This is a genomic window from Euzebyella marina (genome assembly GCF_003687485.1).
In the GTDB taxonomy this organism is placed as follows: Bacteria; Bacteroidota; Bacteroidia; order Flavobacteriales; family Flavobacteriaceae; genus Euzebyella; species Euzebyella marina.
The window spans coordinates 2,951,990-2,967,016 of record NZ_CP032050.1 but is presented as its reverse complement, the minus strand read 5'-3'; the positions used below and the strand labels follow the sequence as shown (position 1 = coordinate 2,967,016).

Here is a 15,027-nt window from a genome sequence, read left to right as displayed (position 1 = left end):
AAAATTACGATGTTCAACCCTCAAATTAGCATTCTTCGGTTCGGTTTTTACAATGATGTTTAAAAATAAAAAACAGAACTAAAAGAGGTGTTTAGCTAATGTAATTCCAGATATTCTTGTTTTTTAAAATTTTGATATAGGTGTTTCTGACAACTAAATTTTCAGGTCTTTCAAGTTGAGGGTCACTTTTTAAAAGTTGTAGGGCGTAATGCCTAGCCGTCTTGAGAATATCGTTATCCTTGACAATATCGGCAATCTTTAAATTAAGCACACCGCTTTGCTGTGTACCCATTAAATCGCCCGGCCCGCGTAATTTAAGGTCGACCTCTGCGATTTCAAACCCGTCATTGCTTTGGGTCATGGTCTGTAATCTGGTTTTGGCTTCGGAAGAAAGTTTATGGCTGGTCATCAAAATACAATAGCTTTGGTCTGCCCCTCGGCCTACACGCCCCCTTAGCTGATGTAATTGTGAAAGCCCAAAGCGTTCGGCACTTTCGATAATCATGACAGAAGCATTGGGTACGTTTACGCCGACTTCGATTACGGTAGTAGCTACCATAATGTGGGTTTCTCCGCGCACAAAACGGTCCATTTCATAATCTTTATCGACAGGTTTCATTTGACCGTGAACAATAGAAATTTGATAATCGGGCAGCGGAAAATCACGGGCGATACTTTCATAACCATCCATCAGATCTTTATAATCCAACGCTTCCGATTCTTGAATAAGTGGGTACACGATATAAACCTGTCTTCCTTTTTTGATCTCATCCCTCACAAAAGCAAAAACCTTGAGTCTATTGGTATCGTAACGGTGTACGGTTTTTATCGGCTTTCTTCCAGGAGGCAGCTCGTCGATTACCGAAATATCCAGATCTCCGTAAAGGCTCATGGCCAGCGTTCTTGGTATGGGGGTAGCCGTCATTACCAAAATATGAGGGGGGAGCAAATTTTTATGCCACAGTTTAGCTCTTTGTGCAACTCCGAACCGATGTTGTTCATCAATAATGGCTAATCCTAAATTTTGAAACTGTACTTTATCTTCCAATAGCGCATGGGTGCCCACCAAAATGTGGAGTTCCCCGCTTTCAAGGGCTTCATGAATTTGGTTGCGGTCCGATTTTTTGGTTGATCCGGTCAACAGGGCACAACTAACACCAACCTTGTCTAATAATTCTTTGATTCCTGTAAAATGTTGGTTCGCAAGAATCTCAGTTGGTGCCATTAGACATGCTTGGTAACCATTATCTATGGCCAATAACATGCTCATTACCGCGACGATTGTTTTGCCAGAACCTACATCGCCCTGTAACAAACGGTTCATTTGGGCATTACTGCCCAAATCGGACCTTATTTCTCTAAGAACTCTTTTTTGTGCGCCCGTCAGCTCAAAAGGAAGGTGTTCTTCATAAAACTCATTGAACCGCTCACCGACTTGGTCAAAGACCAAACCTTTAATTTTTTGTTTTCGAAGTGCCTTTTTGGTTAAAAGTTGTAGTTGAATGTAAAACAGCTCTTCAAATTTTAATCGGAACTGGGCTTTGGCCAATAATTCTTGATTTTTTGGAAAGTGTATATTCAATAGGGCTTCCGGCTTTGGCATAAGGTGAAGCTCCTGTAACAATTGATCCGATAAAGTTTCTGAGAACCTTGCTTTGGTTTCCATAAACAATTGCTGGATCATTTTACTGATAACACGATTGGTAATGCCTTTGTTACCTAGTTTTTCTGTGGATGGGTAAATGGGCTGCATCGCTACTTTTAGTCCTTTTTGGTGTTCCGTCAGCAATTCCATATCCGGATGCGGCATAGAAAACTTACCATTGAACCAATTACATCGCCCAAAAACTACATAGGGGACATTTATTTTTAGATTTTCACGAATCCACTTTTGCCCTCGAAACCAGACCAATTCCATTTCGCCAGTATCATCGACAAATGTGGCCACCAAACGCTTACCTTTTTTTTGCTCAACGGTTTTAAGGTTGACTATTTTACCGACAATCTGAACATCGGCATTGCTACGTTGAAGTTGGCCTATTTTGTAATATTGGGTTTTATCTAGGTAACGATTAGGAAAAAAACTTAATAAGTCTTGAAAGGTATGAATACCCAGCTCTGATTGTAGTGTCTCGGCTCTACTGGGCCCGACCCCTTTCAAATAAGCAATAGGTGTTTGTAGCAATTGGCCAATCATGCGACTAAATTAGCGGTTCGGCAAATTAATAGCAACAAAAGCTATGGCAATAGTCATTTTCAGCAGACCCTATTAAAAATGCTAAATTTGGTTCACCTTTTGTTCTGCAATTATTATGATTAGATTTTTTTTGGTTTTCTTTTTTTTATGTGGAAGGTTTTATGGCCAGCATCAACAGCATGTCAACTTTGTAGAATCAAAAGTGGTTATTGAACCGCTGCCAAAGGAAAAGGCAATAAAAGGAACGGTAAGTTATACCTTCAAAATTTTGAGCGCAGTCGATTCTGTTTTTTTAGATGCCCAGAACATTCATTTGAACGAGGTAAGTATTGATGGTGAAAAAACGGCATTTGAAAATAACGGAAAAAGGCTTGTTCTAAAGAAGAGGTTCAAAAAGAATAAAACGTATCAACTTAAAATAGCATACACCACTAAGCCCAAACAGACAGTTTATTTTTTAGGATGGGATGATAACATTAGGCATAACGAACAAATATGGACCCAAGGTCAGGGAAAGTACACCAGCCATTGGTTACCCAGTTTTGATGACATGCAAGAAAAAGTAGAATTCGATGTGAGCATTCTTGCCGAAAAGAACTATGAGGTTATCGCTAATGGTCAATTACGTTCACAGAAAGATTCCCTCAATAAAACGTTGTGGCAGTATGATATGCAAAAGCCAATGAGTAGCTATCTTTTGGCTTTTGCTATAGGCAATTATAATAAACAAAAGTTTATTTCGAAGAGTGGCGTTTCCATCGATAACTATTACTATCCTTCAGATAGTCTTAAAGTAGAGCCCACTTATAGATACACTCAAGAAATTTTTGATTTTTTAGAATCTGAGATAGGGGTGACGTACCCTTGGCAAAATTACAAACAGGTGCCGGTTCGTGATTTTATATATGCTGGTATGGAAAATACCGGCTGCACCATTTTCTCCGAGGGTTATGTGGTCGATTCCACAGGGTTTGTAGACAAGAACTATGTCAACGTGAACGCCCATGAGTTGGCACATCAATGGTTCGGCAATCTAGTAACAGAAAAGGATGGGCATCACCATTGGTTGCACGAGGGTTTTGCCACTTACTACGCATATATGGCAGAGAAAAAGGTTTTTGGTAATGATTTTTTCTATTGGAAATTGTGGGATACCGCTCAAGAGCTACACCGAATGTCAGAAGCTGGTCGGGGCGAAGCTTTGACCGACCCAAAATCGAGTAGTCTTACTTTTTACGAAAAAGGCGCATGGGCCTTGGCAATTTTAAGGGAAAGAGTGGGGGAGGATGCTTTTCAAAATGGGATGAAGAGCTACCTTACCAAATACAGTTTTCAAAATGCGACCATAGAAGATTTTTTGAATGAAATAAAAGCGGAAACCAACACCGATCTCACTGAATTTGAACAGTCTTGGTTGAACTCCGATAAATTTCCTGAGGAAGAAGCCATCACCTATCTTAAGAAATACAATGAATCGATAAGGGCATTTGTTGACAATGAGATGAATGGTAACCAATTGAAGAATGTTTTAAGCGGTAATCATCCTCATCAATACAAGATAGCGTTATTGGAAAAGTTCAAAAGCACCTTGTCTTCAGAAGCTTTAATTAACTCAGCTATTGAATCGGATTTACTAACCAGACAAAAAATGCTTCAGTTAGTAGAAGATATTCCGATGGAATCTAAGGAAGATATAGAAACGCTACTCGGTGATAAAAGTTACATAAGCCAAGAGTTGGCTTTGTATAAACTATGGTCATCGTTTTCTAATGACAGAGAAAAATATCTTGAAGTTACCGAGGGTGTAGAAGGTTTGCCTAATAAAAATGTTCGGTTGTTATGGTTGACTTTGGCCATTGTTACCGAAAGTTTCAAACCCGAAAGCACCAATGAATATTATAATGAACTGGTCGATTATACCGACCCCTCATTTTCTTGGGATGTTCGCATGGGTGCTTTTCAATATCTAGCTGAAATAGGTCTTTCCGATGATGCTCTTGTGAATTTAATCGACGCTACCGAACACCATAGTTGGCAGTTCAAGAAATACGCTCGTAATTTAACCGATGAGTTATTGCAACAAAAAGAATATCAAAAAAGAATAGCGACCGTTTTTAAGAAACTAAACCAAAACGATTTCCGTTATATAAACAGTAAATTAAAGGAAGAATGAAGGCATTGGTCATTTCTGGAGGCGGTAGCAAAGGAGCATTTGCGGGTGGGGTAGCACAATATCTCATGCAAGAAAAGCAATGCGAGTACGATCTTTTTCTAGGTACCTCCACAGGCAGCCTACTGATTTCGCATTTGGCACTACAGAAAATAGATAAGATCAAAGAGATCTATACTTCGGTCAATCAAGACAGCATCTTTAGCAATTGCCCCTTTACCATTGAAAAAAAGTATGGCGTTCATACGATTGGCATCAATCACTGGAACGTTCTCCGTAATTTCTATAGAGGCAGAAAAACCTTTGGCGAAAGCAAAAATTTACACAAGCTCATCAAAAATACACTTACCAAAGAAGAGTTTGAGATTTTAAAGAACGGACCCAAGGAAATAGTCGTTACAGTGGCCAATCTATCTTTAAATCAAGTAGAATACAAATCCATCAACGATTATAGCTACGAAGATTTTTGTGAATGGGTCTGGATATCTTGCAACTACACGCCATTTATGAGTTTAGTTCGAAAAAACGGATGTGAATATGCCGATGGCGGCCTAGGAAATATGGTGCCAATTGAAGAGGCCGTAAGAAGAGGTGCTACCGAAATCGATGTGATAGTTTTACAGACCGAAGTGACGCATCTGAACCGCCTGCCTTCAAAGAACGCTTTCTCATTGTTAACGACCATGTTTGAGTTTATGCTTGACCGTATCGAGTTTCAGAATATTAAAATAGGAAAGTACGCGGCGGGGCATAACAAGGCTATCATTAACTTTTATTATACACCAACCGTTTTAACCACCAACTCTTTGGTTTTTGATAAGGAAAAAATGACGGCTTGGTGGCAAAGCGGATTCAACTATGCAAAATATAAGAATACCGAACTTAATCAGATAGAACCTGAAAAAGGCGAAGTACTCTAACTATAGAGCACCTCGCCTTTTATTTAGATTTTTCAAAAGCTTACCAGAGCTCGCCAATTTCCTTTTTAACGAACGATAGGGCAGTGGCCGATGGCGATTCTTTGTCCATCGTTTCGGTAAGAATGTCTTCCCTGAGTTTATCGGCTGCATCCGTTTCGCTCATAGCCGCTTTGCGGATCATTTGTACGGTAGCACTTTTGGCCGCTTTGATTACGTTCCAACACTCATCGGTCATATAAATTTGTTGTGACAGATTGTGGTCGAATTCGGTTTCAATAGTTCTGATAAGTAGCTGTTCGTAGTCGTTTTTATTGGTCGACTTAGGCGCTACCCGAACCACCAAGCTAGGTATGGCAATGCGTTCTAGAAAAAGAGCCATTCGCTCATAGGCCTGCAAACGTACGGGTAATGTATTCTTTTGTGTGTCTTTATGTAATAGAAATCTTCTTCGCCCTTCTTCGTTTCGAGTATGTAACTTGAAAAAATAGAAGGCGACAAGACCAGTAACAACGGCAGGTAATAAAAAACCGAAAAATTGTAAAATAGTTTCTCCAGACATGTTTTTGGGTGGTTTGGGGCCATCGATGAAGATAGCCGGTTACTTTGTTTAGAGAACGGTCTATTTTTAAAAAAAGTATGGTGTTTTACTTCCTTTGTGAATTACCTGTTCAGGTTGATAAAATAATTCTCAAAATCAACCTATATAGTAATTGAAAAACTAGTTTTTCATCTCTTCCCTGGCCATGAGGTAGAATTGGTCATAGGCAGGGTGAATATTCACTTGAATTCCTTCTTTTAAATTACCGTCTCTTCCAAGACTCGAAACGCGTTCGGCCTCTACACCGGCTTCCTTCAGCTTTCTTGCCACCGACAAGGCTTGTTGAGCGGGTATATGAATATCCCCCGTCATACTCAAACCTTCTACCGTTACCGAAGTTTTAGGATTGGCCGCTAGAATTTGGGCTACTTTTTCTGTCCATGACCCTCCTTCGGCCGTAAGTTGGTCGCCCGTATCGCTTCCAAAAAGACTATTCAGGTCCGATGAAATAACCACGCCCCCGTTTGAAACAGAAATTTTGGCATTTTCTCCCATAGTTTGCTTTACATTGGTCAATACCACAATGGCCGTAGAATCATTACTGCTAATGGCGTCTTTAATCGATTTCAATTGATTTTCCTTCGCCTCTAGACTGGCCATGGCACTGGTAACGATGTTACTGTTCTTATTGGATACTTCGGCAAAACTCTTCATGTTAGCCATTAAGGTATTGTTGGCGTCTTGCAATTCGTTTACCTGACTTTCAAAAGATTCAGCCTTGGCTACCGCAATACGTTCGGTTTTTTTCGTTTCCAATAGCTCATTGTTCACAGAGTCCAACTCATTTTTTAACTGATCGATTTCAGCGATCAAATCACTTTTGCGTTGCGCCTGAACGGAAATAACGGTGAAAACAAGTAGAATGGAAGCAAGTAAATTTCTTTTCATTTATGGGGATTTATTATGATACTTCTAATGTTGGGTACAATTTATAGGGCACAAAAATATATTTTTCTGCTTTCCTGCGAAAATTCCGTAAATCAAAAATATGTGTACTCTATATGTGATAATATTATAACTCTAAATAATCGAGGCTCATTTCAGTGAGCGCTTTAACCCCCAGTATCAATCCGCTATCATCAATCATAAAATCAGGCGTGTGGTGAGGGAAAGATTCGGTTGTACCCGGAGCCATTCCTCCTAAAAAGAAGAAAAATCCTGGAATCTCATTTTGATAATAGCTGAAATCTTCACCTCCGGTAACCGCTTTTTGCAATTCTACCTTATCTTTTCCTGCTACCTTTTGAAGGCTGGGAAGCATTTTATCGACCAAATCGGGGTCGTTAAAAGTAATGTCGGTATTGTCTTTGATCGTAAAAGTAGCGTCACCCCCATAAGCACGGGCGATAGCAGGCACCATTTCTTGCATTCGTCGGGTGATCTGCTCTTTCATGTCATAATCCAAAGTACGTACTGTACCGATCATTTCCGCTGATTCGGGAATAATATTAAAACGGACACCACTGGTTATTTTGCCAACGGTAATAACGGCGGCTTCATTGGTAAGTTCGGCTTCACGGCTGATAATGGTTTGTAGTCCGTCAATTATTTTAGCACTGATCAAAATGGGGTCGATACCCGACCAAGGTTGCGAACCGTGGCTCTGTTTCCCTTTAACATTGATGGTGAAATGTTGTACTGCCGCCATAGTACCACCTGGCTTATATCTAATCGTGCCTACCGGAGTTTCCGAATTGATATGAAGGCCAAAAATAGCCTCAACATCAGGGTTTTTCAGAACACCTTCTTTAATCATCAAAGAAGCTCCGCCTTCTTCCCCAGGTGGTGGGCCTTCCTCTGCCGGTTGAAAGATGAACTTTATGGTGCCTTTAATCTTATCGGTATGTTTTGAAAGAATTTCGGCGACCCCCATTAAAATGGCAATGTGTGTATCGTGGCCACAGGCATGCATAACAGGAACGGTCTCGCCCCTAAATTCAGCGGTAACATTTGATTTGAAGGGCAAGTCATTACGTTCAGGTACCGGTAAGGCATCAATGTCGGCACGAAGTGCTATCACCTTTCCTTTTTTCTTGCCTTTTAAGATACCAACTACCCCGGTATGGGCAACTCCGGTTTCTATCTCTATGCCTAAGGATTTTAAGTGTTCGGCAATTTTTTCGGCCGTTTTAAACTCACGGTTTGAAAGTTCAGGGTTTTGATGAATTTCTCTGCGCCATTCAACGACCTTAGGTTCTATGGCAGTATAATCTTTATCGAAACGAAGACTTTGAGCAAAAAGACCCGAAAAAGTCAACATTAATGAACTGAAGAGTATTTTTTTCATAATAGCTTAGCTTGTTTAAATATACACATAGCGCCCAAAACCACCTAAGTCTTGGTTGTTTCTTGTTTGTTGAAAAGAATATCCTCAGAATTGGTGGGCAAATTTTAGCATAAGCCCAATAATGGCTAAATTCACAGCGCTAAAAAAGAAGGTTTAGGTTTGAAGAATTTTATCGATGAATTGAATGATGCCCAGAGGGCTCCGGTATTGCATAAAGATGGTCCGTTAATGGTAATTGCCGGTGCGGGTTCAGGTAAAACCAGGGTTTTGACCTACCGTATCGCCCATCTAATGGCACAAGGGGTCGATTCGTTCAATATTCTTGCCCTCACCTTTACCAATAAGGCGGCCAGGGAGATGAAGGCACGTATTGCCCAAATTGTGGGTAGTTCGGAAGCCAAAAACCTATGGATGGGTACTTTTCACTCCGTATTTGCCAAGTTGTTACGTTTTGATGGAGACAAGTTGGGTTTTCCGAGCAATTTCACCATTTACGACACCCAAGACTCACAGCGATTGATAGCTTCTATTATCAAAGAGATGGGTCTCGATAAGGATGTTTACAAATACAAACAGGTTCAGAATAGAATATCATCCTACAAAAACAGTCTCATTACGGTTAAAGCGTATTTTCAGAATCCGGAATTAATGGAAGCCGATGCCATGGCCAAAAGACCAAGATTGGGAGAAATTTATCAGAATTACGTTGATCGCTGTTTTAAAGCGGGTGCCATGGATTTTGATGATCTTCTTTTGAGAACCAACGAGTTGTTGAACCGGTTTCCTGAAGTGTTGATGAAGTACCAAGAGCGGTTCAAGTATATTCTTGTAGATGAGTATCAAGATACGAACCATTCGCAATACTTGATTGTGAAAGCCCTGGCAGACCGTTTTCAGAATATTTGTGTGGTGGGCGATGATGCACAAAGTATCTATTCGTTTCGAGGGGCCAATATCAGTAACATTCTCAATTTTCAAAGAGATTATGACAATGTTGCAATGTACCGTCTTGAGCAGAACTACCGTTCTACGAGAAATATCGTAAACGCCGCCAACTCGATTATTGCCAAAAATAAGAACCAATTAGAAAAATCGGTATGGACCGATAATGATGACGGTGCATTGATAAAAATTCACCGCAGCCCTACAGATGCAGAGGAGGGGCGCTATGTTGCCGGTAATATTTGGGATACCCGAATGAACCAGCATACACCGAATGGTCATTTTGCGGTACTCTATCGAACCAACTCGCAATCAAGGGCCATTGAAGATGCCCTTAGAAAACGCGATATACCTTATAGAATTTATGGCGGACTTTCGTTCTACCAGCGCAAAGAAATTAAAGATGTACTAAGTTACCTAAGGTTAGTGGTCAACCCTAAGGACGAAGAGGCCTTAAAACGGGTCATTAACTTTCCTGCTCGAGGCATCGGCCAGACGACCGTAGATAAATTAACGGTCGCCGCCAATCATTACAATCGCTCCATTTTTGAGGTGATGGAGCATTTGGGCAAACTCAATTTGAGCATAAATGCCGGCACCAAGCGTAAACTGGAAGATTTCGTAAACATGATCAAGAGTTTTCAGATCATGAACGAAGGTTCCGATGCATTTACCTTGGCAGAGCATGTGGCCAAAAAAACAGGTTTGTTGCTCGAGTTTAAAAAGGATGGCACGCCAGAGGGAATAGCTCGAATGGAAAACATAGAAGAACTCTTGAACGGGGTCAAAGATTTTGTCGAAGGGCAAAAAGAGGTGGTCGATGCCAAAGGCGACCTAAACGAATTCTTGGAAGACGTAGCGTTAGCAACAGATTTGGATAAGGATACCGGCGACGATGACCGTGTGGCCCTAATGACCATTCACTTGGCCAAGGGCTTGGAATTTCCCTATGTGTACATTGTAGGTATGGAAGAAGACCTTTTCCCCTCGGCTATGAGTATGAACACCCGAAGTGAGCTTGAAGAAGAGCGAAGACTGTTCTATGTGGCCTTAACAAGGGCTGAAAAGCAGGCGTACTTAACCTACACCCAAAATCGCTATCGTTGGGGTAAGCTCATAGATGCCGAACCTAGCAGGTTTTTAGAGGAAATAGACGAGAAATATATTGAGAACCTAACGCCTATTGATACGGGTTATCGCTACAAACCACTGGTAGATAGCGATATTTTCGGTGAAGTAGATAAAAGTAGATTAAGGCAGAACAAACCAACGAACAGTACACCACCAAGCCATAAGCGCCCTAATGAATCTCAGTTGAGAAAATTGAGAAAATTAAAGCCAGAACTGTCAAATCCCGTAGGTAACACCAGTGCTTTAGATGAAAATTTAGATGTCGGATCCCTGGTCAACCATACACGTTTTGGGCGTGGCAAGGTCTTAAAAATAGAAGGTGTGGGCAATGATAGAAAGGCCGAAATTAAGTTTGATCAAGGTGATGTAAAGAAACTTTTGCTTCGCTTTGCCAAATTAGAGGTAGTGGGTTAAGACATGCAACCTTCCGTAGACATATCGTTTTTAGCTCAGGTATACAATCATCCTTTGTTGAGCCGTAACGATATTGTAAAACTTAGTGGAATACACACTAGGGAATTCATTAAAAAAGGGACATTTGTTCTCGAAAAAGGGAGTGTACCGCAAGAATACTACATTCTTGAGAGCGGTTTGTTACGTTCTTTTGTTCACGATTATAATGGAAAAGATATTACGGTTAACTTCTTTACCGAAGGCGAACTGATTATTGAAGTAGCTTCGCTTTTTCAACGCATACCTAGTTCTGAAAATATCGAGGCCTTGACCAACTGTACTGTGTACAAAGTGGATTTTGAAGAGTTTCAACAGCTTTTTCATGAAATGGAAGGCTTTAGAGAATGGGGCCGCGCGTGGATGTCTAAAAGCCTTTTTGATTTCAAACAGCGTTCTACCTCCATGATTGTCGATTCTGCAAAAGAGCGGTACGAACACCTGATGAAACACCGGCCGTCGGTAAGCCAAAAGGCGCCATTAAAACATATTGCCTCTTACCTCGGCATTACCGATAGTTCTTTAAGCCGCATTCGCAAGGCGAAATAATTTCATTTCTTGCCATAGGTCAAGTTGAAGGCCTACTATACTTTCTATCTTGTCTACATAATTCAAAACCAACAAAAAATGGAAGTTAAGAATCCCGTGGGTTGGTTCGAAATCTATGTTGATGATATCGAACGCGCCCAAAAATTTTATGAAAACCTTTTACAGGTAAAACTTGATAACTTGGCGGACCCGAACGAGCAATCAGGAGAAATATTGGTCATGCGCTCTTTTCCGGCCGACATGAGCCAACATGGCTGTTCAGGGGCCTTAGTGCATATGCCAGGTTTCAAGGCAGGGGCCAATAGTACAGTTATCTATTTTCATAGCGATGATTGTGCCATAGAAGAAGGGCGTATCGAATCTGCAGGGGGCAAAATTTTTAAGAACAAAATGAGTATTGGGGAATATGGTTTTATTTGTCTTGGTACTGATACCGAAGGTAATATGTTTGGTGTTCATTCTTTGAAATAAGAATTATGAACATTGTTCGTTACCAAATCTTTGGAATGAACTAATAGTAAAATGGTTAGGGGTTAGTTTAATCTAAAAATGTTTTACTTTGGTGGTCATATTCCAAGTAGTAGACCAATGGCCGAATTTATTCGAATTTATGAGGAAAATCCTAATCCCAAGGAGGTAAATAAAGTAGTACAGGCCCTTAGAAAGGGAGGTCTCGTTATTTATCCGACCGATACGGTTTATGGTCTAGGATGCGATATTACGAATTCTAGGGCTTTGGAAAAAATTGCGCGAATCAAGGGTATCAAATTGGCCAAGGCCAATTGGTCGTTTATCTGTGCCGATTTGAGTAACCTTTCCGATTATGTTCGCCAAATAGATACCGGAACGTTCAAAATATTAAAAAGGGCCCTTCCAGGCCCTTATACCTTTATATTGCCTGGAAACAATAACCTACCTAAAGACTTTAAAAAGAAAAAAACGGTTGGTATTCGGGTTCCCGATAATAATATTGCCAAAGCGCTGGTGGAAGGCTTGGGGAACCCAATAGTTTCAACTTCTATTCGGGATGACGATGCGGTTTTGGAGTACACTACCGATCCCGAACTTATTTTTGAAAAATGGCAAAATCTCGTAGATGTGGTTATCGATGGGGGATACGGAGATAATATCGCCTCTACGGTAATCGATTTATCTGAAAGCGAACCTTTTGTGGTAAGAGAAGGAAAGGGAAGCCTCGATATTTTTTGAGAACTTCCCTTTATTGAACACACTCACTTATAGTTCTTAGTTATTATAATTGATGGTTCCCACGACACCGCCACTTAACATTTTTTTGTCTGTACTCGCTTTTATCAATTTAGCAGCCTCCTCTAGTTTTGGTGAAAAACCATCTCCATCTTCAATAAGTCTTCCTGTATCATTAGAAATATAAACATGTTGTGGGTCACCTTTGTCGTCAAGCATTAGAGCAGCTAATCGAACATCGGCAAAGCCACCTTCTACCACGGTTCCTGAAATGGTGAATGTAGTTTCAACAGGGTATGAGCCTATCTGAGAGGTTGTCTTTAAGTAGATGGTGAAATTATTGCCTTCTCCGGAGATGAAAGAACCATCGCCTTCATCTACCTGGGATCCACCTTGCCCGTAATAATCCAGAGTCAGGCTTTCATTGTTCTGATTGCTGATTTCAGCCCTGTAATCAGGAAATCTCATTCCCGGGGCATCTCCTGGAACGGAACTTTCTACCAAGATGGCTGGGCTGATCAGGTAGGCACCTTCTAAACTTGGCGGGTTATCCCCCAGATTCAGTGAAATACCTAAATCTTCTAGGGCTTGAACATGTTCGGCTGAATAAAAATTCTCAACCGCTGAAATGGAGCCGTCAAAATTTTCTTCTGTTGTAAATTGAAAGATTTCACTCTCTGTCGAGAGTTCTGAATCATTTGCAATTACCTTCCAGTAGTATACTTTGTTGCCTTCCAAAGGGTTGGAAAGTTCAAAAGAAGTATCGCTAAGGTCTGATGCAATAATGGTTTTCGGGTCTTCATTTTGGTCTAGATAAACGGCGTAGGTGACGCTATCTCCATCAGGATCGGTTGACTGCTCCCAAGATAGTAATGGCAAGGTAACAACATCAATGCTATTATTTTCAGGAGTTAGAAGGCTGAAGTTTTCAGGAGATTCATTTGGTAAGCGCTCTATAGTCTTAAAAGTGAATATTGCACTCTTTTTGATATTGCCTTCAGTATCTTTTGCCTCAACATACCAATAATAGGTCGTGTTTAAAGCTAGTTCGTCGGTCAATATTAATGACTCTCTCGTTAGATTACTACCTATTTGAGTTGAAGGTTCAGAATCAGTGTCCAAATAGAAGTTATAGCTCACATTGTCCCCATCGGGGTCTACTGCTTTTTGCCAAGTAAATTCAGGAAGTAAATCGACTTCTACTGAATTATTGGCAACTTCAGTCAAGGTAAAATTGTTCGGCGCTGAATTGGTAGGTTCCGGGTTGTTTTCACTTTTAGAACAGCTTGTGAAAACTGAAAATGCCAATACATAGCATAAAATTGCTTTGTTCAATCGAATCATATCAATAGTGGTTGGTTAAAAGGTCGTTTAAGTCGGCTTTTGAAGCCGGTCTAAATGTATCTGATTACCAAGGCCATGACAATTGAAATTTATTGAGTGTAGACAAATCTTGTTTGACCGTATCTTAATTATGTATAGTTGGTAGAACTAAATGCCCATGAAATGTAGTCGGTTATACAAGATGCCTTCTTTCGATGTAGGAATTTATCGGGGAAAATAATCAAACAAAAAAAGCCGCGACCTTAAGGTCGCGGCTTTCGCTATTTTTTAAAAATACAATCTTAGTTATTGATTGCTGGGTCTTTCATACCCTCTTCGATCATGCTATAGAACTGATCGATTTTTGGAAGAACAACGATACGGGTTCTTCTGTTTTTAGATTTCTCTGAAGAAGATACAGGAATGTACTCTGATCTACCGGCAGCAGTCATACGCTTAGGATCTACGTTGTAATCGTTCTGAAGAATACGAACAACGGCAGTAGCACGTTTTACACTCAAATCCCAGTTATCTAAAAGAACACCGCTTCTGTAAGGTACATCATCGGTATGACCTTCAACCATAAATTCGAAATCAGGTTTGTTGTTCACTACTTGAGCAACTTTACCCAAAACTTCTCTAGCTTTTCTGGTTACGTTATAGCTTCCGCTGCTGAACAATAATTTGTCAGAGATAGAAACGAAAACTACACCTTTCTCTACGCTGATCTCTATGTCTTCATCATCCAAGTTGCCCAAAACACCTTTCAAGCTCTGTACCAACGATAGGTTAACAGAATCTCTTCTGGTGATAGCGTCTTGAAGTTTGCGAATGGTCAAATCTTTTTCTTTCAAGCTTTCCAAAGATTTTTCCAAATTCTCGGCACCTTTAGTAGTCAAAGTAGTAAGGTTGCCCATATTATTGATCAATTCTTGATTGTTAGCTTTCAAGAAAGCATTTTGATCAGATAAGGTTTTATTTCTAGAGTCTGCTGTAGCTTTTTCTTCTAAACAATCGTTAAGCTTAACAGTGGCAGAGTTCAACAAGTCTTGTGTTTCTTTGTGTTTAGCCTCTAGATCGGCATATTTTTTAGAAGATACGCATGAGCCTAAAAGCAGGGTTGCACCTAAACAACCTAAAATCATTCTTTTCATAATGTGTGATGTGGGTTACTAAGTATTAATTTTTGTTATTTGTTTTGTTATCGACAATAAGCGACAAAATTATATAATCGCCAAATTTACTTTTTCCAAA

12 protein-coding genes are annotated in these 15,027 nt (G+C 40.3%); 6 read left to right on the top strand and 6 right to left on the bottom strand.

Annotation, left to right across the window (positions count from 1 at the left end; all coding sequences use genetic code 11):
• Window positions 1-91 precede the first annotated feature (91 nt).
• Window positions 92-2,197: an ATP-dependent DNA helicase RecG gene (recG, locus tag D1013_RS12765; RefSeq protein WP_121849197.1), complete on the bottom strand. Its 2,106-nt coding sequence runs from the start codon at window positions 2,195-2,197 to the stop codon at window positions 92-94.
• A gap of 115 nt (window positions 2,198-2,312) precedes the next feature.
• Between recG and D1013_RS12760 the strand changes: the two genes are divergently transcribed.
• Together D1013_RS12760 and D1013_RS12755 are read left to right on the top strand one after the other, a co-directional pair.
• Window positions 2,313-4,370, top strand: coding sequence for a M1 family metallopeptidase (locus tag D1013_RS12760; RefSeq protein WP_121849196.1), 2,058 nt, complete (start codon window positions 2,313-2,315; stop codon window positions 4,368-4,370).
• Complete coding sequence (locus tag D1013_RS12755; protein WP_121849195.1) at window positions 4,367-5,287, top strand: patatin-like phospholipase family protein; 921 nt, start codon at window positions 4,367-4,369, stop codon at window positions 5,285-5,287. The genes D1013_RS12760 and D1013_RS12755 overlap by 4 nt, the downstream gene beginning before the upstream one ends.
• A gap of 40 nt (window positions 5,288-5,327) precedes the next feature.
• Here D1013_RS12755 and D1013_RS12750 read toward each other — a convergent pair whose 3' ends face one another.
• The 3 genes from D1013_RS12750 to D1013_RS12740 all read right to left on the bottom strand — a co-directional run bounded on the left by D1013_RS12750 (window position 5,328) and on the right by D1013_RS12740 (window position 8,172).
• Window positions 5,328-5,846: a DUF7935 family protein gene (locus tag D1013_RS12750; RefSeq protein WP_121849194.1), complete on the bottom strand. Its 519-nt coding sequence runs from the start codon at window positions 5,844-5,846 to the stop codon at window positions 5,328-5,330.
• Between the two features lie 159 nt (window positions 5,847-6,005).
• Window positions 6,006-6,773 carry a hypothetical protein gene (locus D1013_RS12745; RefSeq protein ID WP_121849193.1) on the bottom strand — a complete coding sequence of 256 codons (768 nt, stop codon included), beginning with the start codon at window positions 6,771-6,773 and terminating at the stop codon, window positions 6,006-6,008.
• A 124-nt stretch (window positions 6,774-6,897) separates the two neighbouring features.
• Window positions 6,898-8,172: an amidohydrolase gene (locus tag D1013_RS12740; RefSeq protein WP_121849192.1), complete on the bottom strand. Its 1,275-nt coding sequence runs from the start codon at window positions 8,170-8,172 to the stop codon at window positions 6,898-6,900.
• Window positions 8,173-8,331: 159 nt separating this feature from the next.
• Here D1013_RS12740 and D1013_RS12735 point away from each other — a divergent pair, with 159 nt between their 5' ends.
• The 4 genes from D1013_RS12735 to D1013_RS12720 all read left to right on the top strand — a co-directional run bounded on the left by D1013_RS12735 (window position 8,332) and on the right by D1013_RS12720 (window position 12,453).
• Window positions 8,332-10,659 (top strand): ATP-dependent helicase, encoded by a 2,328-nt coding sequence (locus D1013_RS12735; RefSeq protein WP_121849191.1) that lies wholly within the window; start codon window positions 8,332-8,334, stop codon window positions 10,657-10,659.
• A gap of 3 nt (window positions 10,660-10,662) precedes the next feature.
• Window positions 10,663-11,244 (top strand): Crp/Fnr family transcriptional regulator, encoded by a 582-nt coding sequence (locus D1013_RS12730; RefSeq protein ID WP_121849190.1) that lies wholly within the window; start codon window positions 10,663-10,665, stop codon window positions 11,242-11,244.
• Window positions 11,245-11,322: 78 nt separating this feature from the next.
• Window positions 11,323-11,715, top strand: a complete 393-nt coding sequence (locus D1013_RS12725) for a VOC family protein (protein ID WP_121850725.1) — start codon at window positions 11,323-11,325, stop codon at window positions 11,713-11,715.
• A gap of 117 nt (window positions 11,716-11,832) precedes the next feature.
• On the top strand, window positions 11,833-12,453 hold the full coding sequence (locus D1013_RS12720) for an L-threonylcarbamoyladenylate synthase (RefSeq protein WP_121849189.1): 621 nt from the start codon (window positions 11,833-11,835) through the stop codon (window positions 12,451-12,453).
• 36 nt (window positions 12,454-12,489) lie between these two features.
• On the opposite strand, the gene D1013_RS12715 is transcribed toward D1013_RS12720, so the two are convergent.
• Together D1013_RS12715 and D1013_RS12710 are read right to left on the bottom strand one after the other, a co-directional pair.
• On the bottom strand, window positions 12,490-13,794 hold the full coding sequence (locus D1013_RS12715) for a fibronectin type III domain-containing protein (RefSeq protein ID WP_121849188.1): 1,305 nt from the start codon (window positions 13,792-13,794) through the stop codon (window positions 12,490-12,492).
• Window positions 13,795-14,075: 281 nt separating this feature from the next.
• Window positions 14,076-14,927 carry an OmpA family protein gene (locus D1013_RS12710; protein WP_121849187.1) on the bottom strand — a complete coding sequence of 284 codons (852 nt, stop codon included), beginning with the start codon at window positions 14,925-14,927 and terminating at the stop codon, window positions 14,076-14,078.
• Window positions 14,928-15,027 lie beyond the last annotated feature (100 nt).

Coding starts and splice junctions, on each gene's coding strand:
- recG (WP_121849197.1), bottom strand. CDS start 2,197: ATGATTGGCCAATTGCTACAAACACCTATTGCTTATTTGAAAGGGGTC.
- D1013_RS12760 (WP_121849196.1), top strand. CDS start 2,313: ATGATTAGATTTTTTTTGGTTTTCTTTTTTTTATGTGGAAGGTTTTAT.
- D1013_RS12755 (WP_121849195.1), top strand. CDS start 4,367: ATGAAGGCATTGGTCATTTCTGGAGGCGGTAGCAAAGGAGCATTTGCG.
- D1013_RS12750 (WP_121849194.1), bottom strand. CDS start 5,846: ATGTCTGGAGAAACTATTTTACAATTTTTCGGTTTTTTATTACCTGCC.
- D1013_RS12745 (WP_121849193.1), bottom strand. CDS start 6,773: ATGAAAAGAAATTTACTTGCTTCCATTCTACTTGTTTTCACCGTTATT.
- D1013_RS12740 (WP_121849192.1), bottom strand. CDS start 8,172: ATGAAAAAAATACTCTTCAGTTCATTAATGTTGACTTTTTCGGGTCTT.
- D1013_RS12730 (WP_121849190.1), top strand. CDS start 10,663: ATGCAACCTTCCGTAGACATATCGTTTTTAGCTCAGGTATACAATCAT.
- D1013_RS12725 (WP_121850725.1), top strand. CDS start 11,323: ATGGAAGTTAAGAATCCCGTGGGTTGGTTCGAAATCTATGTTGATGAT.
- D1013_RS12720 (WP_121849189.1), top strand. CDS start 11,833: ATGGCCGAATTTATTCGAATTTATGAGGAAAATCCTAATCCCAAGGAG.
- D1013_RS12715 (WP_121849188.1), bottom strand. CDS start 13,794: ATGATTCGATTGAACAAAGCAATTTTATGCTATGTATTGGCATTTTCA.
- D1013_RS12710 (WP_121849187.1), bottom strand. CDS start 14,927: ATGAAAAGAATGATTTTAGGTTGTTTAGGTGCAACCCTGCTTTTAGGC.